The 22,552-nt window shown below is 60.0% G+C and carries 21 protein-coding genes; 13 read left to right on the top strand and 8 right to left on the bottom strand.

What is annotated here, in order from left to right; translation table 11 throughout:
• Positions 1 to 10: 10 nt before the first annotated feature.
• From FZX13_RS04280 to FZX13_RS04260, 5 genes are all read left to right on the top strand, one after another.
• Positions 11 to 430, top strand: a complete 420-nt coding sequence (locus FZX13_RS04280) for a hypothetical protein (protein WP_115025092.1) — start codon at positions 11 to 13, stop codon at positions 428 to 430.
• An 85-nt stretch (positions 431 to 515) separates the two neighbouring features.
• Positions 516 to 1,238: a response regulator transcription factor gene (locus FZX13_RS04275; protein WP_226407612.1), complete on the top strand. Its 723-nt coding sequence runs from the start codon at positions 516 to 518 to the stop codon at positions 1,236 to 1,238.
• 7 nt (positions 1,239 to 1,245) lie between these two features.
• Positions 1,246 to 2,376, top strand: a complete 1,131-nt coding sequence (locus tag FZX13_RS04270) for a HAMP domain-containing sensor histidine kinase (protein WP_226407610.1) — start codon at positions 1,246 to 1,248, stop codon at positions 2,374 to 2,376.
• A complete protein-coding gene (locus FZX13_RS04265) occupies positions 2,373 to 3,122 on the top strand; it encodes a pseudouridine synthase (protein ID WP_226407608.1) in 750 nt (249 codons plus the stop codon). Before FZX13_RS04270 ends, FZX13_RS04265 begins: the two co-directional genes overlap by 4 nt.
• Positions 3,065 to 4,033, top strand: coding sequence for a RodZ family helix-turn-helix domain-containing protein (locus FZX13_RS04260; protein ID WP_226407606.1), 969 nt, complete (start codon positions 3,065 to 3,067; stop codon positions 4,031 to 4,033). The genes FZX13_RS04265 and FZX13_RS04260 overlap by 58 nt, the downstream gene beginning before the upstream one ends.
• On the opposite strand, the gene malQ is transcribed toward FZX13_RS04260, so the two are convergent.
• Positions 3,967 to 5,535, bottom strand: a complete 1,569-nt coding sequence (gene malQ / locus FZX13_RS04255) for a 4-alpha-glucanotransferase (RefSeq protein ID WP_226407604.1) — start codon at positions 5,533 to 5,535, stop codon at positions 3,967 to 3,969. The two genes, FZX13_RS04260 and malQ, sit on opposite strands and share 67 nt — an antisense overlap.
• Before the next feature lie 32 nt (positions 5,536 to 5,567).
• Positions 5,568 to 6,596: an NAD(P)-dependent oxidoreductase gene (locus FZX13_RS04250; protein WP_115025086.1), complete on the bottom strand. Its 1,029-nt coding sequence runs from the start codon at positions 6,594 to 6,596 to the stop codon at positions 5,568 to 5,570.
• Positions 6,597 to 6,674: 78 nt separating this feature from the next.
• On the opposite strand from FZX13_RS04250, the gene FZX13_RS04245 reads away from it, so the two are divergent.
• Entirely contained in the window at positions 6,675 to 7,607 is a 933-nt protein-coding gene (locus tag FZX13_RS04245; protein WP_226407592.1) for an LCP family protein, read from the top strand.
• Here FZX13_RS04245 and FZX13_RS04240 read toward each other — a convergent pair.
• Positions 7,604 to 8,104 (bottom strand): hypothetical protein, encoded by a 501-nt coding sequence (locus tag FZX13_RS04240; protein ID WP_226407590.1) that lies wholly within the window; start codon positions 8,102 to 8,104, stop codon positions 7,604 to 7,606. The two genes, FZX13_RS04245 and FZX13_RS04240, sit on opposite strands and share 4 nt — an antisense overlap.
• A gap of 56 nt (positions 8,105 to 8,160) precedes the next feature.
• On the opposite strand from FZX13_RS04240, the gene FZX13_RS04235 reads away from it, so the two are divergent.
• From FZX13_RS04235 to FZX13_RS04225, 3 genes are all read left to right on the top strand, one after another.
• Positions 8,161 to 9,156, top strand: coding sequence for a ribose-phosphate pyrophosphokinase (locus FZX13_RS04235; protein ID WP_115025083.1), 996 nt, complete (start codon positions 8,161 to 8,163; stop codon positions 9,154 to 9,156).
• Positions 9,157 to 9,303: 147 nt separating this feature from the next.
• Entirely contained in the window at positions 9,304 to 10,407 is a 1,104-nt protein-coding gene (locus tag FZX13_RS04230) for a glycoside hydrolase family 10 protein (RefSeq protein ID WP_226407588.1), read from the top strand.
• 651 nt (positions 10,408 to 11,058) lie between these two features.
• Positions 11,059 to 11,292: a hypothetical protein gene (locus FZX13_RS04225; protein ID WP_226407586.1), complete on the top strand. Its 234-nt coding sequence runs from the start codon at positions 11,059 to 11,061 to the stop codon at positions 11,290 to 11,292.
• Between the two features lie 195 nt (positions 11,293 to 11,487).
• Here the strand turns inward: FZX13_RS04225 and FZX13_RS04220 are convergent, their stop codons facing one another.
• Entirely contained in the window at positions 11,488 to 12,276 is a 789-nt protein-coding gene (locus FZX13_RS04220; RefSeq protein WP_226407584.1) for a metal ABC transporter permease, read from the bottom strand.
• Entirely contained in the window at positions 12,269 to 12,958 is a 690-nt protein-coding gene (locus tag FZX13_RS04215; RefSeq protein WP_226407583.1) for a metal ABC transporter ATP-binding protein, read from the bottom strand. Before FZX13_RS04215 ends, FZX13_RS04220 begins: the two co-directional genes overlap by 8 nt.
• 100 nt (positions 12,959 to 13,058) lie before the next feature.
• Here FZX13_RS04215 and FZX13_RS04210 point away from each other — a divergent pair, with 100 nt between their 5' ends.
• Positions 13,059 to 13,982, top strand: a complete 924-nt coding sequence (locus FZX13_RS04210) for a metal ABC transporter substrate-binding protein (protein WP_226407581.1) — start codon at positions 13,059 to 13,061, stop codon at positions 13,980 to 13,982.
• 53 nt (positions 13,983 to 14,035) lie between these two features.
• The gene (locus FZX13_RS04205; RefSeq protein WP_226407579.1) at positions 14,036 to 15,121 is read left to right on the top strand and encodes a hypothetical protein; all 1,086 of its coding nucleotides are present in this window, start codon (positions 14,036 to 14,038) and stop codon (positions 15,119 to 15,121) included.
• Positions 15,122 to 15,267: 146 nt separating this feature from the next.
• Here FZX13_RS04205 and FZX13_RS04200 read toward each other — a convergent pair whose 3' ends face one another.
• From FZX13_RS04200 to FZX13_RS04190, 3 genes are read right to left on the bottom strand one after another with little or no spacing between them, the layout of a single operon-like run.
• Complete coding sequence (locus FZX13_RS04200) at positions 15,268 to 16,590, bottom strand: hypothetical protein (protein WP_226407577.1); 1,323 nt, start codon at positions 16,588 to 16,590, stop codon at positions 15,268 to 15,270.
• Positions 16,587 to 17,240: a TIGR03943 family protein gene (locus FZX13_RS04195; protein ID WP_226408246.1), complete on the bottom strand. Its 654-nt coding sequence runs from the start codon at positions 17,238 to 17,240 to the stop codon at positions 16,587 to 16,589. The genes FZX13_RS04200 and FZX13_RS04195 overlap by 4 nt, the downstream gene beginning before the upstream one ends.
• 13 nt (positions 17,241 to 17,253) lie before the next feature.
• Complete coding sequence (locus FZX13_RS04190) at positions 17,254 to 18,210, bottom strand: permease (RefSeq protein WP_226407575.1); 957 nt, start codon at positions 18,208 to 18,210, stop codon at positions 17,254 to 17,256.
• Positions 18,211 to 18,397: 187 nt separating this feature from the next.
• Between FZX13_RS04190 and FZX13_RS04185 the strand changes: the two genes are divergently transcribed.
• Together FZX13_RS04185 and FZX13_RS04180 are read left to right on the top strand one after the other, a co-directional pair.
• Positions 18,398 to 18,850, top strand: a complete 453-nt coding sequence (locus tag FZX13_RS04185; RefSeq protein WP_226407573.1) for a mitochondrial inner membrane protease ATP23 — start codon at positions 18,398 to 18,400, stop codon at positions 18,848 to 18,850.
• Between the two features lie 42 nt (positions 18,851 to 18,892).
• A complete protein-coding gene (locus FZX13_RS04180) occupies positions 18,893 to 22,537 on the top strand; it encodes a hydantoinase B/oxoprolinase family protein (protein ID WP_226407572.1) in 3,645 nt (1,214 codons plus the stop codon).
• Positions 22,538 to 22,552 lie beyond the last annotated feature (15 nt).

Genomic DNA, 22,552 nt, shown 5'->3' with positions numbered 1-22,552 from the left:
ATCGGCGTCGATGCCTGAGGAGATCAGCGCCCAGGAGCTTGAGCAGCTGCTTCGGATGATGACCCTGCCCCAGCCCCCTTACCTGCTGGCGGGTATCGGCCTGTTGATGGCTGTGCTCTGCGGCTTGACCTTCGGTCGTCAGGTCCAGAACAAATTGGATGGCTGGAAGCAGGACCGGCTCCCCCTGTTGCCTCTGGGGACAGTTGAGATCAACCTCAGTTACGGCGGCACTCTGATCGGTGTGACCTTATTCATTGGCTGCTGCCTTCAGATCTTCGGTTTCGCCGCAGGTGCTGCCCTTTTGGTGGCTCTTTTGCTGTCTCTTCTCACGGGTGGAGCCTTGTTTGCTCAGCTCGAGCGCCTGATGGTGCAAGTGGAAGAGGGCAACTTCAAAGCGGTTGATTTCGATAATTTCGACGAATTCTTCTGATCTCGTCTTCTGACCTCTTAAGCGAAGCCGCTGATCTCATCCTTCTGGGTGAGGCAGCCGTCAGAATTAATTCGTTTCCAGCCTGTTGGATGTGACGACCTTGTCTGCGGCTGTTTCCACCTGCCGCTTGCTCGTGGTGGAAGACGACGACAGCATCCGGGAGACAGTTGGTGAGGCCCTGAGGATTGAGGGCTATGAAGTGCTCACCAGTTCAAATGGCTCAGAGGCTCTCGACATGGTCGTGGGCACATCCTCTGATCCGGTTGATTTGATTGTTCTTGATCTGATGCTTCCGGGGCTGGGGGGGCTTGATTTCTGTCGCGAGCTTCGTCGCTTCAAGAACACCACACCGATTCTTGTGATCAGTGCCCGCGATAGTGAAACCGATCGGGTGCTTGGGCTGGAGGTTGGCGCTGATGATTACCTGGTCAAACCCTTTGGGCTGCGTGAGTTGGTGGCCCGCTGCAGGGCGTTGCTGCGGCGATCCCGTCAAACCGAGTCGTCGCCCTCTGAATCACACAGTTACGCCAATCTTTGCCTGTTCTCCAATGAGTGCCGGGTCACCCGGGATGGCACTGATCTGACCCTCTCCCCGAAGGAATACAAGATCCTGGAGTTGTTCATTCAGAACCCCAAGCGCGTCTGGAGTCGCGATCAGTTGCTGGAGAAAATCTGGGGTGTTGATTTTGTCGGCGACACCAAAACAGTGGATGTTCACATCCGTTGGTTACGGGAAAAGGTTGAAGATGAGCCCTCATCTCCCCAGTTGATCCGCACGGTCCGCGGCTTCGGTTACCGCTTCGGCTGATCTTGTTGTGTTGATCTCTGGAGTACTTGGCTTTGCGGCCGGCATCGGGATCACGCTTCTGTTGCAGCGACGATGGCGCTTCCTGAAGTCGTTGCGAGAGGAGGAGGAGCGGCCTTTTGCCTTGAACGCACCTCAGCTTCTGGCCTGGATTGATGCGGCCACCCAGGGCTGGATGATCCTGGCTCCGGATCACTCCATCGCTTACCTCAACGGTCGGGCCGAACGTTTGCTGCACATTTCCCGCAATCGTCTGGTTCGTGGCATGAACCTCACGGATGCCCTGGACATTCCTGCACTTGAGGAGGTGATCTTCAGCAGCCGCTATCAGCAGCGCCCCCAGCGATGTGAATGGGAGCAACAGGGGGATCCGCTGGAGGCCATCGTTCTGCCGGGCAGCGATGAATGCTTGTTGGTGTTGATCCAGAGCCGCCAGTCCCTCGAAGCCCAGCAACAGCAGCAGGAGCGCTGGGTCAGTGATGTGGCCCATGAGCTCAAGACCCCTTTGACCGCCCTGATGCTGGTGAGCGATCGGCTGGAGCTTGCCGTGAGTTCAGAGGACACGGCTCTGGTGCAACGGCTGCATAAGGAACTCCGGCGGCTTCAGCTGCTTGTGGAGGATCTGCTGGAGCTCTCACGCCTGGAGAACAGCCTGCCCCAGGAATACAGCGATTACGTCCCCCTCACCCTGGAGGATCTGGTCGACAGCGCTTGGGGAACCATTCGCCCGATCGCGGAGGGGCGGCGGGTCACTCTGCAGTTGGATCGCTCTGAATCCGGGCCCATGCTTGGGGATCAACGCCGTCTGCACCGCGCGGTGCTGAATCTTCTCGACAATGCTCTGCAATACTCCCCAGAGGACAGCAGCGTCGATGTGACCGTGCGCCAGAGCGGCGGCTGGTGGCTGCTCAGCATCCGTGATCACGGCCCCGGGTTGAGTGAGACCGATCTCAGTCGCATGTTTCAACGCTTCTACCGGGGGGATCCCTCGCGGGCACGCTCCAGCCGTAGTGGCAGCGGCCTGGGGCTGGCCATCGTGCAGCAGATCTCCGTGAATCATGGTGGTCGCATCGAAGCGCGCAACCACCCTGCTGGGGGCGCCTGCATGGACCTCCTTCTCCCCCGGGAGCCTGTTGGATGACGCGTCAGCGTCTCCAGAAACTGATTGCTGCTGCTGGTCTCTGTTCCAGGCGCAGTGCTGAGGAATGGATTCAGGCGGGCCGTATCACGGTGGATGGCCAGGTCGCCCGCGTTGGGGACCAGGCCGATCCGCACCAGCAGACGATTCGGGTGGATGGCAGGGCCTTGCCCAGCCGTGGCGCGGCGCGGGTGCTGTTGCTGAACAAGCCCGTGGGGGTGATCTGCAGCTGCGATGACCCTCAGGGCCGCCGAACGGTGCTCGACCTGCTGCCACCGGAGCATCGGGCAGGACTGCATCCTGTTGGCCGTCTCGATGCCGACAGTCGTGGGGCTCTGCTGCTGACCGATCTGGGTGAGCTCACGTTGAAACTCACCCACCCGCGCTACAGCCATACCAAGACCTACAGGGTTTGGGTGGAGGGTGTGCCGTCCGAAGCGGTTCTCGACCGCTGGTGTCGGGGTTTTCCCTTGGATGGGCGACCGACCCGACCCGCAGAGGTGCGCCGACTGCAGACCAGGGGGGCTCGCTCGTTATTGGAGATCGAGCTGCGGGAAGGTCGAAACCGACAGATTCGCCGGATGGCGGAGGTCCTTGGCCATCCGGTGCTTGACCTCCGGCGCACGGTCATTGCGGGGTTGCCGCTTGGCGATCTGGCTGAGGGGTGCTGGATGTGGTTGAGCGAGGGAGAATGGAAGCCAATGCTCGACCGGGCTGTCCCCTTGGATCTGCATCGCCCATGCGACTGAAGCGTCCAGGACTTTGGTGGCGCCGTGCCCGCAGTGGAGCCAGCGCTGATGCTGGTTCTGTTGAGACCCAACATCAGCAAAGTCAGGATCTGGGACTGATGCTGCGGCGGCGGAGGGAGGAACTTGGCCTCTCGCTACGGGACCTGGCCAATGAAACCCGGATCACAACACCCGTCATCGAAGCGTTGGAGCGTGGCTGGCGTGATCGATTGCCAGAGCGGGCTTATCTCGCCTCGATGCTCCCTCAGATCGAGATCCGCCTGGCTCTTCCCAGTGGATGCCTCGACCCTTTGCTTCCCCAGCCGGTGTTGCTCCGCCGCGGATCTGCCAAGGCGGGTCTGCGGCGCTTCACCCTCGGCAATATCGATGTGTTCACCACCTGGCAGGGCACGGTGGTTTACACCGTCGTGATTGCGCTCAGCCTGCTTGCTATCAACCGACAACAGCAGGATTTGGCCCTGCGCAACAGCCTGACTCTCGAGCCAGTGCGTGCTGATGTGGAGGCGATCAACCGTCGCCCGAACCTGGCTGGCTCTGACAACCGCATCGCCGCCTTGCGGCCCCTGGAACAGGTTCAGCAACGCACACCGCAGGAGTGGCTTGAGCTGGTGAGTGGCTCGCTGACGCAGTCTCAGGGGGTTCTCGAGGTTGTTGTTGCTGAGCCCAGAGCACTGCAGCTCTCGAGCGGTGGTGGAGACAGGTTTGAATTCACGGCCAGTGCCGGCACGTTGATGCTCCAGTTGCAGGCCCCGATTGAGGTCCGCCTGGATCCCCCCGCTGGTGCTGGCGATCAGGTGCTCTGGAACGGAGAACCACTGCCTGTGGATCAAGAGCGGCCGGGGATCTACCGGGTCAACAAGCTGCCTGCTCCCGAGAGCGATCGTCCCCAGACCGCTCCCCTCGTGCCGTAGCCGCAAAGGGCATTCTCCAGATCAGCATCAAAGCTGCGCATCCTCCAGCTCCAGTTGCCTTCACAGGTGCCAGGTGTGTTGAATCTGGCCCGGTCATCCAGATGCATGAGGTCTTGAAGTGGGGCGACGACCAGTCCTGCGGTCGTGGCAAAGGCCATGTCAAGCAGATGCCAGGCCGGTGCTGAGATCTCACCATTCACCCGCGTGGCAATGCGGGCTCTGCTGTCGGCATCCAAATTGTTCCACCAGCCCAGGGTCGTGGGGTTGTCGTGGGTGCCGGTGTAGACGACCCAGCCATGCCCATCGGTGTTTTCAGGCAGATAGGGATTGTCGCGATGACCATCAAAAGCAAATTGCAGAACCTTCATTCCCGGCAGCTGGAATGCATCACGGAGTGCCTCCACATCCGGTGTGATCACGCCAAGATCTTCGGCAATCAAGGGGAGGGCGCCACCAGCATCCCTGCGGAGGTAGCGCAGCAGGGTGTGGCCTGGTGAGGCCTGCCACTGCCCGTTTTCAGCGGTGCAGTCGGCACCGGGGACGGCCCAGAAGGCGGCAAGGGCCCGGAAGTGATCCAGGCGTAGAAGATCAACAAACTCTCGCTGGCGAGCGATTCTTTGCCGCCACCAGTGGAATCGCGTGATCCGATGTTGTCCCCAGCGGTAAACCGGTGAGCCCCAAAGTTGCCCTGTTTCCGAAAAGTAATCGGGTGGCACGCCGCTCTGGGTGGTGAGTTGGCCGTTCTCTTTGACCGTGAACAGCGAACGGTTGCTCCATACATCAGCGCTGTCACTGCTGACGTAAAAGGGCAGGTCGCCAAACAGCTGGATGCCCAGGTCTGCCGCCTGTCGACGGATCGCCTGCCACTGACGGTCGAGGTGCCACTGGATCAGCTGTTCCCGTAGCAAGGCCTCTTGGTGTTGCTCCGCCCAGGTCCGCAGCGCTTTTTTGTTGTGTCGTGCCAGCGGGAGTGGCCAGTCCCACCAAGCCGTCCTGTGCTGATCATGAAGAACCTGAAAACGGGCATGGTCTTCTAACCAGGCGCGCTGCTGCTGCACCCAGTTGCCGAAGTCGGTGTGTCGCGCCGGATCCTGGTCACTCCAGGCCTCGAGCAGTGCATTTCCCAGGGCATCGGCCCGTTGCTCGGCCAGGCTGAAATCCACGCGCTCTTCGCCCTCCAGCGGTGCATCAGCGCCCGGAGCTGCCCTGAGCGCTGCCTCATGGATGAACCCCTCGTTGGCCAAGTCCTGTCCATCCAGGAACCAGGGGTTCAAGGCATTGCATGACGGCGAGCTGTAGGGCGAGCCTGTGGGATCAGGCGGGGCCAGGGGCAGCATCTGCCAGACCCCGATGTCGTGGGCAGCGAGGAGGTTGAGCCAACGGCGGCATGGCTCACCGAAGCTGCCACAGACGGGACTCCCCGGTAGTGCGGTCGGATGAAGCAGCACCCCGGTGCTGCGCCCCCGTCCAGCCTTGGCTGGTTCAACAGTGGACTGATCCATGGGGGGCCTTCGTTCTCCCAAGGATGGCTACTTCAGAACAGGGCGGCATCTCCTAGGTCCTGCCCGGCCATGCCGTCCCGAGCCACGCGCTCGAAAAATTGCTCCAGGGTGTCGGTTCCATAGGACGGTGTGGCATCGGCGTCGTAGCGCTGCTGTTGCTCATCCCAGACGAGCATGGATTCACTGGCGTAATAGCGACCGATGCGCCCGAATTCCGCCGTGTCTTTGATGCCTGGGAACAGCCGAGCCAAACCGTCCAGAAGGGCGATCGGACCATCCATCAGAGCAATGGGGACGGAGAGCATCCGCTGGGGGCGGTTGAGGGCGCGAAAGAGCATTTCTCCCTGCTCCCGAGCGCTCAGCGCCGGACCGGGCCCGCCGATGGGAAGCACCTGGTTGCATTTGGCATCGTCCTGGATGCAGTCCGCCATGAACCGGGCCAGGTCTGCTTCGCTGATCGGCTTGCAGCTGGCCAGGGTGCCGCCGCCAAACATCACATAGGGGCCACCTTTGCGGCAACTTTCCACCTGTCCGCCCAGGCTCTTGAAGAAGGCGGTGGGGCGAACGATGGAATGGGTCATCTCTTCGTCCGCCTGCAGAACGGCCTCAAAGGCCAGCTTGGCTTTCTGAAACTCCAGCAGTGGCTTCTGCACGCAGATGGCTGAGAGGAGCACGTAATGGGCCACCCCTGCAGCCCGTCCCTGTTCGTAGGTGTTGAGGGTCGCCGCGTGGTCGATGGCCCAGGAATCCTTGCGGCCGCCGGTGCGGGAAGCCAGGCAGCTCACCACCACATCCGTCGGTTGATCGAAGGCCTCGGCCGTGATCGAGGCGGGATCGCTGACATCCCCAAAGCGCACCTCTGCCCCAGGAAAATCGGCGATGACCTCGTCTCTGCTCTGACGGCCGCCCACACCACTGCGTTCTCGGGCAAAGGCAATCACCTGGTAGCCCCGCTCCACCAGCTCCTTCACCACAAAACGGCCGATGTACCCGGTGGCTCCGAACACGACCACGCGCACCTGTTCGGGAGGTCGGTTGCGGTAGTCGTGGCGGAGGGACATCGAGGACGGCTTCACAGGGCCAGTCTAAGAACTGGAGATCTGGGCGAAACTAAGCGCCATTGCGCTTGTTCCAGCGAAATGAAGTGGTTGTCGCCACCCCGAGTTCGCGGCGTTCTGCGTGTCGGTTCAGCGTTGCTGGGTCTCGGTGTCACCGGGTGGTTGTTGGCGACTCTGTGGCCTGAACCCGATCGTGTTGCCCAGGGAGCTCCTCTCAGCGCAGATCAACCTGAAACCCTGGCTACCTTCCCCGAGAGCCCTGTCACGGTGCTGGTGATTGGTCTTGATGCGAATCGTCTTGGTGCGCCCACGAATCAGGCCGCGCCCAAGGGGCCTGCCAATGCCGATGCCCTTTTGATGCTTCGCATTGCATCCAGGGAGCCGCTGCAGGTGCTCCAGATCCCCACCGAGCTTGGCGTTCAGCTTCCTGGGCAGAAGGATCCAGGCCGCTTGTCGGAGTTGTGGCGACAGGGCGGCGTCAGCCTTGTCAGTGATGCCATCCACGACATTGTTGGCCTTGAGGACGGCGACCCGAAGCGCTATGTGGTCATGCCCCGTGCGGCCTTACGCCGTTTGGTGGACGGACTTGGCGAAGTGGAGGTGGTGCTTGGGCAGTCTTACCAGCGCCAAGACAAGGCGCAGGGCTACAGCGTCAATCTCCAGGCTGGGCGTCAAAGTCTGAACGGAGTCCAGGCGGAACAGCTGGTGCGTCACCTACCAGACCCCAAAGATGTCTCCCAGCGTCGTCAGCGCCAGGACATTCTTGTTGAGGCCTTGATCGAACAGGTCAAGGCTCCCAGTGGCATTGCGTTGATCCCTGCTCTGGTGGATCAACTGGATGCTGACGTGGAGACCAACTTGAGTCGTTCGGAACAGTTGAGCTTGGCCGCGGCGATCATCGCCAGCCCTGAACCTGCAGCAATCACCCGCCTACCGCTGGCCGACCGGTCTGGTGAGCAGACATTGCGCCAAATCAAATCCGGGGTGAGCCGTCCCCTCTGGCCCCAGCCTTAACCCGGGCTGCGCAGCTGCAATCTCCGGGCGAGAGCCTCGATGCATTCGGCCTGATCTGGATGGTTCTGATCGGGAATCCACCCCAGCCAGCTGAGGCCGTCTCTGCGTCGTGCAGGGCCGTTCCAGGGGCCCTGGAGCTGAACTAGGCCGAGAAGGGGGACATGCAGTTCTCGGCAGAGGGCGGCATAGGCCGGGGCCGTGCCGGGGATCGTTCCATCACTGTCGGCTGTGGTCAGCAGCAGCACCGTCTGACGCCAGTCAGCCAGGGCATGCAACCAGCTGACATCACCCTGGTGCGTTGGCCGTGCTGCGTCACCGCTTAGCCGCACAAGCCCTTTAGCAGCTGGATTGTTCTGCAGGACTGCAGCGGGCGGAGCACCGCTGGGCACGGTGGTCAAAGGGCATTGACAGGCCTGGGCTAAGGCTTCGCAGGCTTGGCGCATTTTGAGCTCTGGAAGTGGGCCCGCACCCACGAGCAGGGGGAAACCTTTGGACATGGGGGTGCTGCTCACCTCTACCATCGGATTACAGCAGAATTCGTTACGCGGGCGCCGTGACCAGTTTCCTGACAGCAGCCCGTACCGAACAGGAGCAGATGGCTCCAGATAGCCGGCGTCTGCGTCTGTTCAGCGGCACCTCGAATCCTGCTCTGGCGCGGGAGATCGCTGCTTATCTCGGTGTGCCAGATGGCCCCCGCGTCTGCAAGCGGTTTGCGGACGGTGAGCTGTATGTGCAGATCCAGGAGTCGATCCGGGGCTGCGATGTGTTCCTGATCCAGCCCACCTGCGCGCCGGTGAACGACCACCTGATGGAACTGCTGATCATGGTGGACGCCTGCCGACGGGCATCAGCGCGGCAGATCACTGCTGTGGTCCCTTATTACGGCTACGCCAGGGCGGACCGTAAAACCGCCGGTCGTGAGTCGATCACTGCCAAGCTCACGGCCAACCTTCTAGTGCAGTCCGGCGTTGATCGTGTGCTGGCCATGGATCTGCACTCCGCCCAAATTCAGGGGTATTTCGATATTCCCTGCGATCACATCTACGGATCACCCGTGCTGGTGGACTACCTATCCACTCAGGATCTGGGGGATGTCGTCGTGGTGTCTCCGGATGTGGGGGGTGTGGCGCGTGCCCGGGCGTTCGCGAAGCAGATGAACGATGCCCCGCTGGCGATCATCGATAAGCGCCGCACCGGTCACAACATGGCTGAGAGCCTCACGGTGATCGGTGATGTGGCTGGCCGAACGGCGATCTTGATTGACGACATGATCGACACCGGCGGCACGATCTGTGCAGGCGCACGGTTGTTGCGGGAGCAAGGAGCTGAACGGGTGCTGGCCTGCGCCACCCACGCTGTGTTCTCACCCCCCGCCAGCGAACGTCTTTCCGTTGAGGGCCTGTTTGAACAGGTGGTGGTGACCAACAGCATTCCGATTCCGCAGGATCGGGTCTTCCCTCAGCTTCAGGTTCTCTCCGTGGCCAACATGCTGGGGGAAGCCATCTGGCGCATTCATGAAGAAAGCTCCGTGAGCTCGATGTTCCGCTGAATGCTGGGTTCGGTGGAATGGACTGTTAAAGGAGCGGGCTTTCTGCGGCTGCATCGCGATTGATTCGAGCGAATCTTGAGATGCGGTGGAAGAACAGCAGTGGATCAGCGGTTGAGGCCACTGGCCTGCGTTGCGCTGGCCAGCTTGATGGCAGGACTCCCAGCGCCATTAATGGCCGAGTCTCGATTGGACCGGCTGCTGCGGCCCCGCAGCACCATGGGGGTGTGGCTGACCAACAGCCCCAGCAAGCTCTATTACGACCGAAAGCGCATCAGCGCAGCGATGCAGCAGCTTCAGGAGGCTGGATTCAATCGTGTGGTGCCCAATGTCTGGAGCCGAGGCACGACCTTTCACAGCAGCCGTTTCGCTCCAGTCGAGCCACCGCTCCAGAAGGTGGGTCTCGATCTTGATCCCATCTGCACCCTGGCCGCTGAAGGTCGGCGCCGCGGCATCAAGGTGATGCCCTGGTTTGAGTACGGATTGATGGAGCCGGCGAATGCAGCCGTTATCCGTGAGAATCCCAGCTGGGTGTTGGCCAAAGCGAATGGCCAACGCTCGATGACCATGCACGGAAACCATCGGATGGCTTGGCTCAACCCTGCCCATCCGGAGGTGCGTGCTCGCTTTATTGGTTTGGTGGTGGAGACCCTGAAGCGTTGTTCGTTGGATGGCCTGCAACTGGACGATCACTTCGCCTGGCCGGTTCAATTCGGCTACGACCCCACCACCGTCGCGCTCTACAAACAAGAGACGGGAATGGCACCACCGCGGGATCACAGCAATCGACAGTGGATGAAATGGCGTCGGAACCAACTCACGTCTCTCCTGCGTGAGCTGCGGCAGCGTCTCAAGAAGGAGCAACTCTCCACACGCATCAGCCTGTCCCCCGGCCCCTTTCGCCAGGCTTACAACCTCTGGCTTCAGGATTGGGAGCTCTGGGCTTTAGGGGGGCTGATTGAAGAGTTGGTGGTGCAGAACTACGCCTATTCCGTCCAAGGATTCGCGAAGGATCTGGATCAACCCGCCCTGCGCAAAGCCCGCAGCTGGGGAATTCCGTCTCAGATCGGCGTGTTGGCGGGATTCGGCAAACGCACCACATCCATGGCCGTTTTGGAGCAAAAAGTACGCCTGGCCCGCAATCGTGGTCACGGCGTGATTTTCTTCTATTGGGAAGGGTTATGGGGAAAGCATGTGGCGGAGCAATACAGAGATGTTCGGCGCGAAGCCTTCACAAGAATGGGATCTGACTGATCAAGAGGACCTTTTCAATATCATCATGTGTTGGATAGAGGTTCTATGCAGTTATGAGTTGCTCTCGGTAAAATTGTTCCCCAGATTCTTGCAAGAACTGCTCCTATGCCCTGTTCAGCCGCATGAAACAGTTCACCGAAACCAGTTCGGAACCCTATGACCGACATCACTACCGTGTGTGGTTGAGTGATGGGTCGTTTAAGGATGTCGAGAGCTACGACGAAGCACAAAGGGTTTGGTATTCGAGCACTACAAGACCCAAGACAATTGAGGTCATGCAGCCGAAGACACGAAAGGGGGCAACGGGCTTCTAGATGGTTGGACAGAAATCGTTGTTGCTGCGACAAGAGTTGAGAATGGGCTCGGCGCTTGATTGATCTATTTGTTTCGCTATTTGCTTTTGATTGTTTGGCGGTCTGCGTAAAAGCTTTTTATGATCTTTTGCATTTGTATGTGCTGCTTTTCCCGTTGGCGCTAATGGCTGATTCGGTTCCGTTGAGGCGAGCCCCATGGAGGCGGCAAGCTCGCTAGAATCCGTTGCGGATTCAGCTATTAAATGTGAAATTGTCTTGCGGCTCGTATCCTCTAAGGTTGATTGAACCAGGCACTTTTCGGCTGTTTTATGTTAAAGACTTTGGATCTTTTTGATTGATGAATCAGTTTGAGGTCAATCAGATTCGTGCCAAGCTCCACAGGCTTGCTCTCGATGATGAGTTCGTTGATCGCTATATCGCCAAATTGATCAGAAACAATGAGCCCTATGTCACTGCTTCGAAAGCCATCGATCGATGGGAGAAGAATGATTCAGGCCAATTCGTTCTTCAGGCTATTGCGTGTGGGCTGATTGCGGCCTTGGCTGGCGCATGGTTTGCAGTTGTTCGTTGAGCAGATGAATTACGCGATGAATGAGGTGACAGCTATCTCGCTATTTAGTGTCGGTTTGGCAAGCACTCTTGCTGTTTTGTTTTTTGGGTTTCAGCGCACTTTTCGTTCGGAGCGAGAGCGCGCATTGATGAAAAGAATGAGGTGCCGCCTTAATCGGATGATCTCAAATGAAAGTTCTTTGAGCGAATGATCACATTAATTTTGATCTGCAATTTTGTAGGTGAACAAGAGCCCTAAGCACAGCGTGCCAATGAGTGGTCCTGGCGGCAGATCAATGGCAACAGCCAACATCATTCCGCCGCCACATAGCAGCAGTCCTGTACTCGCGCTTCTCAGCATTAATTCTTTGAGGCTTCGGCTCCGCTCGACGTGCATCAGAACAGGAGCACAGAGCAAACCAATCACAAGAATCACGCCAACGGCTGTGATGGCACTAATCACAACCAGGGCTGTGATCAGGCTGCAGATCAGCCGAATCAAGATCACAGGTCGTTTGGCAACTGCGGCACCTTCGGGATCGATGCCGATGAACACCAGGTCGCGGTAGCCCCACACCACCATGGCCAACAGTGCGCTGGCTGAGATTGCTGTACGAACCAGATCCGCTGTGTTGGCTGCCAGTAGATCGCCGAACAAAATTGTCTCGAGATCAACGCGTGCTTCCAGCAGTGGCACCAGCAGAACGCCTAGTGCTGTGAAGCCAGCCAGAACAGTGTTCATCGCACCTTCTTCCCGGCCTTTGAAGCGTCGGTTCAGGCGTTCCGCTAACAGGGCACCCAGCAGTCCACTGACCAGCCCGCCAATGCTTGGGTCGATGCCGATGGCGAGGGCGATGACCAGGCCGGGCAGAACGGAATGGGCCATCAAATTGGCCAGAAGAACCCGACGTTGGGTGATCAGCAGAGCTCCAGTGGCTGGACAGATGGCTCCAATCAACAACGAGATCACCAAGGGCAGAAGCCACCAGATGTCCAGCTCAACCACAGCAATGGCTCCCCATCATGCAGGTCATGTCGCTCAGTTTTTCGCGAACTGCGTCGGGTGTTCCGTTGGCAAGGATCTGTCCATCCATCACAACAACCTGGTCGTAGTCGTTAAGGGCGCTGCCCCAGTCGTGGCTGCTGACCAGAAGCGTCTGGCCTGATTCGGCCTGTTCTCGCATCACTCTGAGCAAGTGTTCCCGTGTTGGCGGATCGATGGCGCTGCAGGGTTCATCCAGCAGCAGGATCTCGGTCTGTTGCATCAACGCTCTTGCCAGCAAAATTCTTTGTTGCTGGCCGCCGGATAGATGGCTGAGGCGCCGGGACCCCATGGTTCCCATGCCAACGCGTTCCAGAAGTTGATTGGGGTGGTTGGCTGATGTTGCGTTGCAGTTGCTGGGCGTGCCCAGCTGCACCATGTCCTGGGCGGTGATTGGAAACGACCAGTCAATGGCTGCTCTTTGGGGCATCAATCCGATTTGCTTGCTGCAATTGATTGATCCTTGGCTGGGCCTTAGTCGCCCCTCCAGAAGATGCAACAGCGTTGACTTGCCTGCTCCATTTGGCCCCACAAGTGCGGTCAGTGTTCCCGCCTGAAGCTGCAGGTTGGCCTTGTCAACGGTCTTGCGGCCCCCGTAGCTGAAACTCAGTTCGGTTGTGCTCAGTACGCACGACGAATCGCTCATCAACTCTTCCGCGACCTGACTTGGGCCTCTTGTTGTTTTGCACACCTCATGGTGGCGCGAAACCACGCATTCAGCAAAATGATAATCATTCTCATGCTTGATGTCTATGCGAGCTGTCTTGGTTCGATCGGCTGGCGTCGGTATTGCCCTTGCCCTTGGCGCTGCTGTTGTTCCTGCCCATGCGGCTCAACCTGTGGTGGTGGCCGTCGACGGCACGCTGTGTGATCTCACCAAGACCCTGGCTGCCGGTGCCGCCTCGGTCACGTGTCTGATCCCCCCTGGTGGTGATCCTCATTCCTATCGCTTGAAGCCAAGTGATCGCAGCAAGATCGCCAAGAGTGATCTGGTTTTGCACATCGGTTTTGGGCTGACCCCGTCCGCCAAAAAGCTCAAGTCACCAGGAACGGTGGTGGCCGTCGGTGAAGTCGCCCTGCCGTCCTATGGCGGCAGCGACCCCCATGTCTGGCACGACCCGGCCAATTCCGCTGCAATGGTGCAGGTCATCTCAAGTTCTCTGACCCCCGTTCTGCCGGCCAGTGATCGTGCGGCATTGCAGCAACGCACGGCTCGTGCTGTTGCTGTTTTACAGGCTTTGCAGAGCTGGGAAGCCAAACAGTTCAGTTCTTTGCCTTCGTCGCAGCGGGTCCTGGTTACCGATCACAGGACCTACAGCCATCTCGCAGATCGCTTCGGAGTTGTTGAGATTGCGATGTTGGACAGTCACACCACCGGTGGAGTTTTGCGGCCCTCCAGCCTCAAAACAATCACCCAAGAGGTGAAATCCTCTGGTGCCAAAACCATCTTTTCCCCTGCGGCAACCCCAAGCAAAACCCTGAGGCGCATCAGCAAGTCCACGGGATTGCCGATAGCAACGACACCGCTTTATGGAGAAGGTATTGCTGCCGGTCGCAATGCTGTTTCGACGGCGACCCTCAACGTCTGCACGATCGTCAATGGGCAGGGCGGTTCCTGCGACACCGCTGGGGCTAACGCCTTGAACTCCCAATGGTCATCGATCCGGTGAGGTAACGCTCTCTTCCTCTCTGATCTTTTTTCTCTTCCGTCTCATCTCATCTCATGTTCCGTTCACGCCTTGCTCTTCTGGCTCTTCTGTTGAGCCCGTTTGCCCCCATTTCGCCTGCCGAGGCCCATGGCTCTCATGGTGGTGGTGGAGAGTCTCTCGAGGCCGGTGAATTCGATTTCACGCCCATCATCACCATCGAAGGCCATGGTGGATTTGACACCAACCTTGAGGGTGATCCCAAGCACTACGCCATCGATGGCATGTTCGGCGGTGTCTTTGAGTGGGGCCTTGCAAATGGCGGTTCTTTCGCGATCGAAGCTGCCATTGGGCCTGCTTTGGTTTGGGGAGAAGCTGAACATTTTTACGGCAAGGTTCATGTCGATGATCACGACGATGACCATGAAGAAGATCATGGCGACCACGAAGAGGATCATGATGATCACGAAGAGGATCATGATGATCACGAAGAGGATCATGATGATCACGAAGAGGACCATGATGATCACGAAGAGGACCATGATGATCACGAAGAGGATCATGATGATCACGAAGAGCATGATCACGGTCATGACCACAGTCACGACACCGATTTCAAACGCACCGATATCAAGGGCTTTCTTCAGGCCCGTTATGCACCCAATGACCGCTTAAGTTTTGAGCTGTCCTGGAATCCCTATTACGTCACTAAAGATCAGGGTGAGGATATTCAGGGCTTGAAGAATGAGCTCGGCGCCAAGGCGATCTGGGCTTTGGGTGATGGAGATGTGAATTTCGCCCTTGGCGATGGCATCGAGGATCTGGTGAATGGTGTTTACCTGTCACTCGATCACCGTCAGGGTTGGGAATCCGACGGGATGTATGTGGGCAACTACACGGATCCTCGTGTGGGCCTGGGCTTCACATTTGGTGGTGATGAAATCTCCTTGATGATTGAGGCTGGCCCTCGCTTCTATGTCCCTGGCAGCTATGCAGGGTTAGATCCGCGCACAGACATTGCTGGTGAAATCGAACTCTCTGTTCCCGTCGGCGATGCAACCTTGTTCCTGCATTGGCAGCAAACCTACAGTTGGGAAGATGCTCCGGGCTGGGGTGAAGGGTGGCAGCACCATGTCGGTACTGGTGTGACCTTTGCCTTCTAGGTTTCGGCGATCGGCTGATTTTTAGTTGATCTGGAGGGCATAATTGCCCTCCTTTTTTTGTTCTTGGCTATCACTCCCGACCTCTTGTTTGGGGCGTGATCTTGACTGATTGCTTCCTTTTAGTGTTGATCCGTTGAGGCTGCTGTTCAGCCTGCGTTGAGCCATTGCGCTTCGCTGATGCTGTCGTTAATGACCTTGATGATCTGCAAGCTTTCGGCGTTAATCAAGCCGGCATGAGCATTGGTTTGGTTGGGTTGCGTCAGGGTCATCAACAATTGGTTTGTCACTGGGTTCCATTGGATGGGACTTCCTGCCTTAAGCGTCCAGGGGGCCAGGGCCCGGCGTTGTGACACCTTTCCCTCTTGATTGATCAGCACCAGTTCGTGATTCCCGCGTTGCTGTTCCCAGCGACCAAGAACTGCCCAGACCCTTTCGCCGCGGTTGTCGCAGGCCACCCCAAGTACGGCCTGATCGCCAAGGTGAAGCTGTTTCGGTGCTGTTCCAGGAATCACCAGCTCGATCGAGCGTCTGTAATCAGGCCAATGTCGGATCAGCACAGCCCGTCCGGATGCGCCGCAGAAGGCACCTAGCTCCCTGCTTCCAGGCAGGATCTGAGGCTTTTGCTTTGTTGTTTCCAGCGCTCGAAGCGTCAATCCGTCATAGGTGGGCATCACGACGCCACCCCCGGCGGGGAGCAACTGCATCGGCCCAGATGGTTTCAAGGCCAAATGCTTCCGTTTGCCATTGGCCTGCACCAGCAGGGCTTGATCGCTCCCAGGACGGAACCCTCCGCTTTGCACCAGAAGATCGCCATTGAGGTTGCTGCTGAGATGAGCGAAGAGCACTTCCCCCTTTAAGAGTGGCTGCGTGCTGCTCACAGTCGGTGGCCCCAAGGCCGCCACGCTTATGGCGGTGCTGCGGGGAGTCAGTTGGTCCCACCACACCTGTTCGGTGCCGTTCTGATCACGCCCCACCAGTGCGATGCCTCTGCCGTTGCCTAAGGGCACGACGCTTGGGATAGCAGGCCAGACCCGACTGATGGGAATCCAGCCTCCTGATCGCGTTTGCAGTTGAACCTGCTCGCCGCCTGGCACCGGCCGCGTCGCGATCAGCCAGGGTCTCGGATCCCACCACCATTGCTGCCGGTCCAGTAGCAGCTCGCGTTGGTCTTGGCCGGATAGGGATAGTTCGATTGGGGCCTTAAGCACGATCTTTGAATCGATCACCATCCGCAGGGGTGTTGTCTCCCCCAGCCACTGATGGGCCACGTTCGGTTCCAGTCGGGTGGCGTCGCTGACGCTGGTCCGATTCATCGGTCGACTGAACTGCAAATCCAGTGCCGCGGTGCCGCTCTGCACCTGCTGGGGCTTGAGGTGCAGCAGTCGCGGAGTTCGGCGCAGCAGCAGTTGTTGCTGCGCCAGGACCGCAGTGCAGGCCATCAGCATGAGCATCAACAACCGCTGCCTCATGGCTCCAGGGGCCGCTCGGGCCTCTCAATCGGTGTGATGCTTGAAGGAACAACGACAGGGATGCGCCGATCCTTCCGGCTTTGTGCTGTCATCGTCCCGCTTATGGCTAACCACTGGTTGGTTTTTGGTGTGAACCACTCCGGCCACTCCACTGCAAGGCCAGCAGGTGTGGCGTCGGCAAGGCAACAGCGAACGGTGAGCCTCGCGATTAGCGGTGGACCCTCCGGCTGCCTCCAGACAAATCCGCTGATTCGCACAGGGTTGTCAGCGACAAGATCGGGGTCTGGCTGGCTGCGCAGGTAACGCACCCATTCCGTGAGGCTGCGTTGTTCTGGCGGCAGCACAAATGCCAATTCCGGTGGATCTGGAAGGCCCTGGGGGCGATTGCTAGCCAGGTCACTGAAGGAGGGCGTCGGCGGCACCATCAAAACCAGCACGCCCATCAAGCCGCTGAGCAGCCAGGGCCATCGCCAACGTTCCCGGCGGCCACTCTTTTGGAGCAAAAGGGCCACGCCCACCATCAGCAACAACAGGCCGGTGACCCCCACCAGGCTGTGAAAGACCCCCCGCAGCAGCAGGTCGAGGCGGCCACTGTGGAAACTCCACAGAAGTGTGAGGCCCCAGAGCACCATCAGGGATCCGCTCTTCAGCACGACCAGACCCTCACAGCTGCCACAGGTTGATCCACTGACCGATCAGCAGCACCCCAAGACTCGCACTGATCGCAGTGATCACGATGGCCCGTGGGCGCATTAGCACCGTGAACAGTCCCGCCAGTTTGAGATCAACGACGGGGCCCAGCAACAGAAACGCCAGAAGGGCTCCTGGCGTGATCTGAGCTGCAAATCCGAGGGCGAGAAAGGCATCCACGCTGGAGCAGACCGACACCACGACGGCCAGCAGCATCAAGGCCAGGATCGACGCCGTCGGTGCGCCCCCAACGGCCAAGAGCCAACTGCGCGGCAGCCAGGTCTGCACCAGAGCTGCGATCACACATCCCAGCACCAGCAGAGCCAGGAGATCGAGAAACTCGCGGCAGCTTTGATCCAATACCTGCCAGCCCTTGATCCGTTGGTTGGTGGCTGGACGTTTTGTGGTGGATGAAGTTCCAATCAGGCCACTCCTTCGCTGTAGCAGCCCCACGTTGCTCAGGGGCTGGCTCATGCGGCGTTCCTCCAGAAGCGCTGTTGCCAGCAGCTGTGTCTCGGGCAATTGCACCAGCAACAGACTCAGCAGGATCGCCAGCAGAAAAGCCCCCAATGGTCGGGCCACCAGAAGCCAGGGCTGATCGGGAAAGGCCGCCCAGGTGCTGGCCAGGACGATGGGATTGAGCACCGGCGCAGCAAACAGAAAGCCAAACGCGGTGCCCATCGGTGCGCCGCTGGCCAGCAGACGGCGGGCGACCGGGACATTGCCGCATTCGCATGCCGGCAGTGCAAACCCCATCAAGGCGCCGATGATCGGTGCCAGCACTGGGTTCTTCGGGAGCCTGTCGATCCATGCGCCCGGCGGCACCGCCCATCTGGCCAGCCCCGCGATGGCGACGCCCAGCAGCAGGAACGGAATGGCTTCCAACAGCAACCCCTGAAAGATCGCCCAGGCGGTGGCGAGCTTGTCCAAGTCGTTGGGGTGAAACGCACTCCAACGTTCCCAGGTCGGCCCATTAATGGAAAGCCAGGAAACGCTTTGTTGAGCTCATGCTGAGCCGGGCAAGGCCAGTGCTTGGATTCTTAAGGGATGATTAAGGAGGGAAAGGATGTTGGATCTTGGTTTGTCAGTTTTTCTCGCCCTGTCTGGTGTGAGTGTCGTGGACAGTCCCCGCGACTGCCGTGATCAACCTGGGCTCATGGGTGGCTACATCAGTGGCACCAACCTGATTGAGCTTTGCGAGAGCAATGTTCGTCGTTCTGATCAGGATCTCGAGCGGGTGTTGCGCCATGAAATGGTGCACGCCATTCAGGAGAACTTTGATCTCCGAAAGTCGGTGATTCCCGAGCCGCTACTCACCTGGCTGGTCCGCTGGACCATGGATGACCGTGAGGTGATGACGGTTCTGCTGTACGACGAGCAGGAGACGGAGCAGGAGTTTGAGGCCCGGCTTATGGCCAACCTGCCCAACTGGGTGGTCGGCTCTCTGCTTTGGATCAGTGAGCACCGGCACCGTGCGGTTCACGATGGCCTCAAGCTTCCCCAGCCCTGGGATGTGCTCCCTGTGGAGGCGATCCTGTGGCGGGATCAGTACGCCGTGGCCCGTCGTTGAGCTGCCGCGTCAAGGTGGTGCCCAGTCATCAGTGGCAGCGGGATGGGTTGGTGCTTCTGGGTTGATCGGGGGGGCACCTTCACCGATCTGATCGGTCGCGATCCAGAGGGGCGTCTGCATGTGCGCAAGGTGCTGTCTGAGCAGGCGGTTTCTGGAGACCCTGCGGTGTCGGCCATGGTCGCGATGCTGGATTCGGCCTCGTCTGGTGTGGATCTGGGGGACGTCGATGAGGTGCGCCTCGGCACCACTGTCGCCACCAATGCGTTGTTGGAGGGCTGTGGTTCGCCATTGCTTTTGCTCACCAATGCAGGCCTGAGGGATCAGCTGTGGATCGGCGATCAACATCGCGACGATCTGTTCGCTCTTGAGCAGCCCAAGCGTCCCTTTTTGGCGGAAACGGTGCTGGAGGTGGCCGGTCGGCTCGATGCCCGGGGTGATGAGGTGGAGCCTTTGGTGCTGGATCAACCGCTGCGGCGGCGTTTGGAGGAGCTGCGCCGGTCCGGTCTCGACGTCGCCGTGGTGGCGTTCCTGCATGCCCAGCGCAATCCAGTCCATGAGCAGCGTTGTGGGGCAATGCTGCGCGAGGTTGGCTTTCGCACCGTGGTCTGCTCCCATCAGGTGAGCGTGATGCCCCGCCTGGTGCCGCGGGGACAGACGGCGTTGGTGGAGGGGGCCGTGCATCCGGTGCTGGATGGCTACCTGCAGCAAGTGCGAGGGGCGCTGGGATCTGCCACGCCACTGCGGGTGATGACTTCCAGCGGAGCGTTGCAGGCTCCGGTCACCTTGCAGGCCAAAGACACCATCCTTTCGGGGCCGGCGGCCGGGATGGTGGGCGCGATCGCGGCGGCGCGGCTGGCCGGTTTTGAAGGGGTGCCGGTGCTGGGCTTCGACATGGGGGGGACGTCGACGGATGTGTTTTGCGTGGCTTCCGCTGATGCGCAGGCGCTGCGGCAGGTCAAGGAGCAGACCGAGATCGCCGGCTTGCAGTTGCTGGCCCCCCGCTTGCCGATTGAAACGGTGGCTGCCGGAGGCGGATCGGTGCTGGAGCTGCAGGGGGAGCGCCTGCGGGTGGGTCCCCGCTCCGCGGGGGCGCGACCGGGTCCCGCTTGCTACCGCGCTGGGGGACCGCTCACCATCACTGACGCGAACCTGCTGCTGGGGCGTCTGCAGGTGGCGTGCTTCCCGGCGGTGTTCGGCGCTTGCGCTGATTCGCCCCCGGATGTTGAGGTGGTGCGGCGTGCGTTCGCAGATCTTGCTGCAACGCTGGGGCAGACCTCGGAGCGGCTAGCGGCGGGCGCATTGCAACTGGCGGTGGAAACCATGGCCGCAGCCATTCGCCGCGTTTCGCTGCATCGGGGTGAGGACATCCGTGGCGGGGTGTTGGTGGCCTACGGCGGTGCCGGTGGTCAGCATGCCTGTCGTCTGGCGGATGAACTCGGACTCAACACGGTGCTGTTGCACCCCATGGCCGGTGTTCTCTCCGCCTTTGGCATGGGGCAAGCCCGCCAGCGCTGCCGGCGACAAGTGCATCTCGGCGCTCCGCTGTCCTCCGCCCTGCTGGCTGAGATGCCTCATCAGGTCGAGATGCTGACCCATGAGGCGCAGGAGGAGTTACGTCGCCAGGGCGATGGTGCTGCCCCCGACTCTGAGGCGCCGGAGGTCTGGGTCAACCTTGCCTTGCGTTATCCCACTGCCGACCAGACGTTGGTGCTCACCTGGTCTCCGGATCAAGTTGTTGACGACATGGTCTCGGCCTTTCAGACGAGCCATCAATTGCGCTTCGGCTACTGCATCGATGCCGATCAGGCTCTGATCGTCGAACAGCTCAATGTTGAGGTCACAGCGCCGCAACAGTTCGATGCGACAGCACCGAATGGGCCGAATGGGATTGCGGAACGAACGTCAGAACTGGCGGGTTTCCAGCTGGTGCCGATGCACCTCGAGCAGAGCGGTTGGACCCAGGTTCCCCTGTACGAGCGCAGCGCCTTGGTACTGGATCAAATGATCTCAGGCCCAGCTCTGATCGCCGAATCCACCGGATGCACGGTTCTGGAAGAGGGCTGGCAGGCAAGGGTGGCGCAGGGGGACACGTTGTTATTGGAGCGCCGGCAGCCTCAGGCTGGTTCGCCATCGCTGGCGGAGGCTGATGCGGACGACCCGCTTCAGGCGGAACTGTTTCGCCACCGCTTCATGGCGATCGCCGAACAGATGGGGGAACAACTGCGGCAGAGCAGCCGATCCGTGAACATTCGCGAGCGCCTGGATTTCTCCTGTGCGTTGTTTGATGCCTCGGGTGCCCTGGTGGCCAATGCCCCCCACATCCCGGTGCATCTAGGATCGATGGGCGACAGCGTGCGTGACCTGCTGGCTCAGGTATTCGCTGGCGATGTTGCACCGCTGCAGCCGGGCGACACGCTGCTCAGCAACGACCCCTTCCATGGCGGCACCCACTTGCCCGATATCACCGCGATATCGCCGGTGTTCTGCAACGGGGATCAGCCCAGCTTCTTTGTGGCCAGTCGTGGCCATCACGCCGATGTGGGCGGAATTGCCCCCGGCTCGATGCCGTCCTTCAGCCGCACGATGGCTGATGAGGGCCTGCTGCTGCGCAACCTGCTGTTTGTTCGCGAGGGCCGGGTCCTCGCCGCTGATTTGAAAACGGCGTGGAGCGGAATGGCAACGCCGCCACGCAACCCATCAGAACTGCTGGCCGACCTGCAGGCGCAGGTGGCGGCCAATCAGGCCGGAATTGCGGCGCTGCAACATCTCGTGGAGCGGGAGGGGGAGGTCGTGGTGCAACGGCAGATGACTCTTCTGCAGAGGGATGCAGCAAGCAGTGTTCAGCACCTGTTGTCGCGGCTGACGGACGCCCGTCAACGGCTTGTGATGGATGACGGCTCATGCCTGGTGGTGGAGGTCAGCCTTGATCGGCAACGCCAACGGCTGCGGTTGGATTTCACCGGAACATCGCCCCAACGGCCGGGCAACTTCAATGCCCCCTTGGCGGTGACGCGCGCGGCCGTGCTGTACGTGATCCGTTGCCTCCTCGACAGCGACATCCCCTTGAACGAGGGCTGTTTCGCACCACTCGATCTGGTGGTGCCACCGGGCTGTCTGTTGAATCCGCGTTACCCAGCGGCTGTGGTGGCCGGCAATGTGGAGGTGTCTCAGGCCCTTTGCAATCTGTTATTCGGTGCCTTTGGTGTCCAGGCGGCCGGCCAGGGAACGATGAACAATTTCAGCTTCGGCAATGGGCGCTGTCAGTACTACGAAACGGTGGCCGGTGGCGGTGGAGCTGGGGATGGCTTTGCCGGCTCCGTGGGCCTGCAATCGCAAATGACCAACTCAAGGCTGACGGATCCCGAAGTGCTGGAAAGCCGTTATCCCGTGCGGCTGGAATCCTTCGCTGTGCGCTGCGGCAGTGGTGGGAACGGCCGTTGGTCTGGGGGCGACGGCCTGGAGCGCACGATCCGTTTCCTTGAACCGATGTGTGTGTCGTTGATCAGTGGATCCCGGCAGGTGCCTCCGTTCGGGCTCAACGGTGGGTCAAGCGGAGCTTGTGGTGTGAATCTGCGGCTGGACTGTCACGGGGCGGAGCATCCCCTACCCGGTTCTGTTCAGCTGGAGCTCGAGGCTGGCGAGGCCATCCGCATGCTCACTCCAGGGGGAGGTGGCATGGGAGGTTGAGGGGGAATGCCTGGT

Origin of the sequence: Synechococcus sp. MU1625 (genome assembly GCF_020514205.1) — a bacterium.
In the GTDB taxonomy this organism is placed as follows: domain Bacteria; phylum Cyanobacteriota; class Cyanobacteriia; order PCC-6307; family Cyanobiaceae; genus Parasynechococcus.
The sequence above is the reverse complement of the archived record's forward strand: the minus strand, read 5'-3'. Positions and strand labels throughout refer to the sequence as shown.

Bases quoted from the DNA above. Each gene is read 5' to 3' on its own strand.
- FZX13_RS04200 (WP_226407577.1), bottom strand. From the start codon at position 16,590: ATGAGGCAGCGGTTGTTGATGCTCATGCTGATGGCCTGCACTGCGGTC.
- FZX13_RS04240 (WP_226407590.1), bottom strand. From the start codon at position 8,104: ATGTCCAAAGGTTTCCCCCTGCTCGTGGGTGCGGGCCCACTTCCAGAG.
- FZX13_RS04225 (WP_226407586.1), top strand. From the start codon at position 11,059: ATGAATCAGTTTGAGGTCAATCAGATTCGTGCCAAGCTCCACAGGCTT.
- FZX13_RS04260 (WP_226407606.1), top strand. From the start codon at position 3,065: ATGGAAGCCAATGCTCGACCGGGCTGTCCCCTTGGATCTGCATCGCCC.
- malQ (WP_226407604.1), bottom strand. From the start codon at position 5,535: ATGGATCAGTCCACTGTTGAACCAGCCAAGGCTGGACGGGGGCGCAGC.
- FZX13_RS04245 (WP_226407592.1), top strand. From the start codon at position 6,675: ATGAAGTGGTTGTCGCCACCCCGAGTTCGCGGCGTTCTGCGTGTCGGT.
- FZX13_RS04210 (WP_226407581.1), top strand. From the start codon at position 13,059: ATGTCTATGCGAGCTGTCTTGGTTCGATCGGCTGGCGTCGGTATTGCC.
- FZX13_RS04205 (WP_226407579.1), top strand. From the start codon at position 14,036: ATGTTCCGTTCACGCCTTGCTCTTCTGGCTCTTCTGTTGAGCCCGTTT.
- FZX13_RS04280 (WP_115025092.1), top strand. From the start codon at position 11: ATGCCTGAGGAGATCAGCGCCCAGGAGCTTGAGCAGCTGCTTCGGATG.
- FZX13_RS04180 (WP_226407572.1), top strand. From the start codon at position 18,893: ATGGGTTGGTGCTTCTGGGTTGATCGGGGGGGCACCTTCACCGATCTG.
- FZX13_RS04265 (WP_226407608.1), top strand. From the start codon at position 2,373: ATGACGCGTCAGCGTCTCCAGAAACTGATTGCTGCTGCTGGTCTCTGT.
- FZX13_RS04215 (WP_226407583.1), bottom strand. From the start codon at position 12,958: ATGAGCGATTCGTCGTGCGTACTGAGCACAACCGAACTGAGTTTCAGC.
- FZX13_RS04250 (WP_115025086.1), bottom strand. From the start codon at position 6,596: ATGTCCCTCCGCCACGACTACCGCAACCGACCTCCCGAACAGGTGCGC.
- FZX13_RS04230 (WP_226407588.1), top strand. From the start codon at position 9,304: ATGGCAGGACTCCCAGCGCCATTAATGGCCGAGTCTCGATTGGACCGG.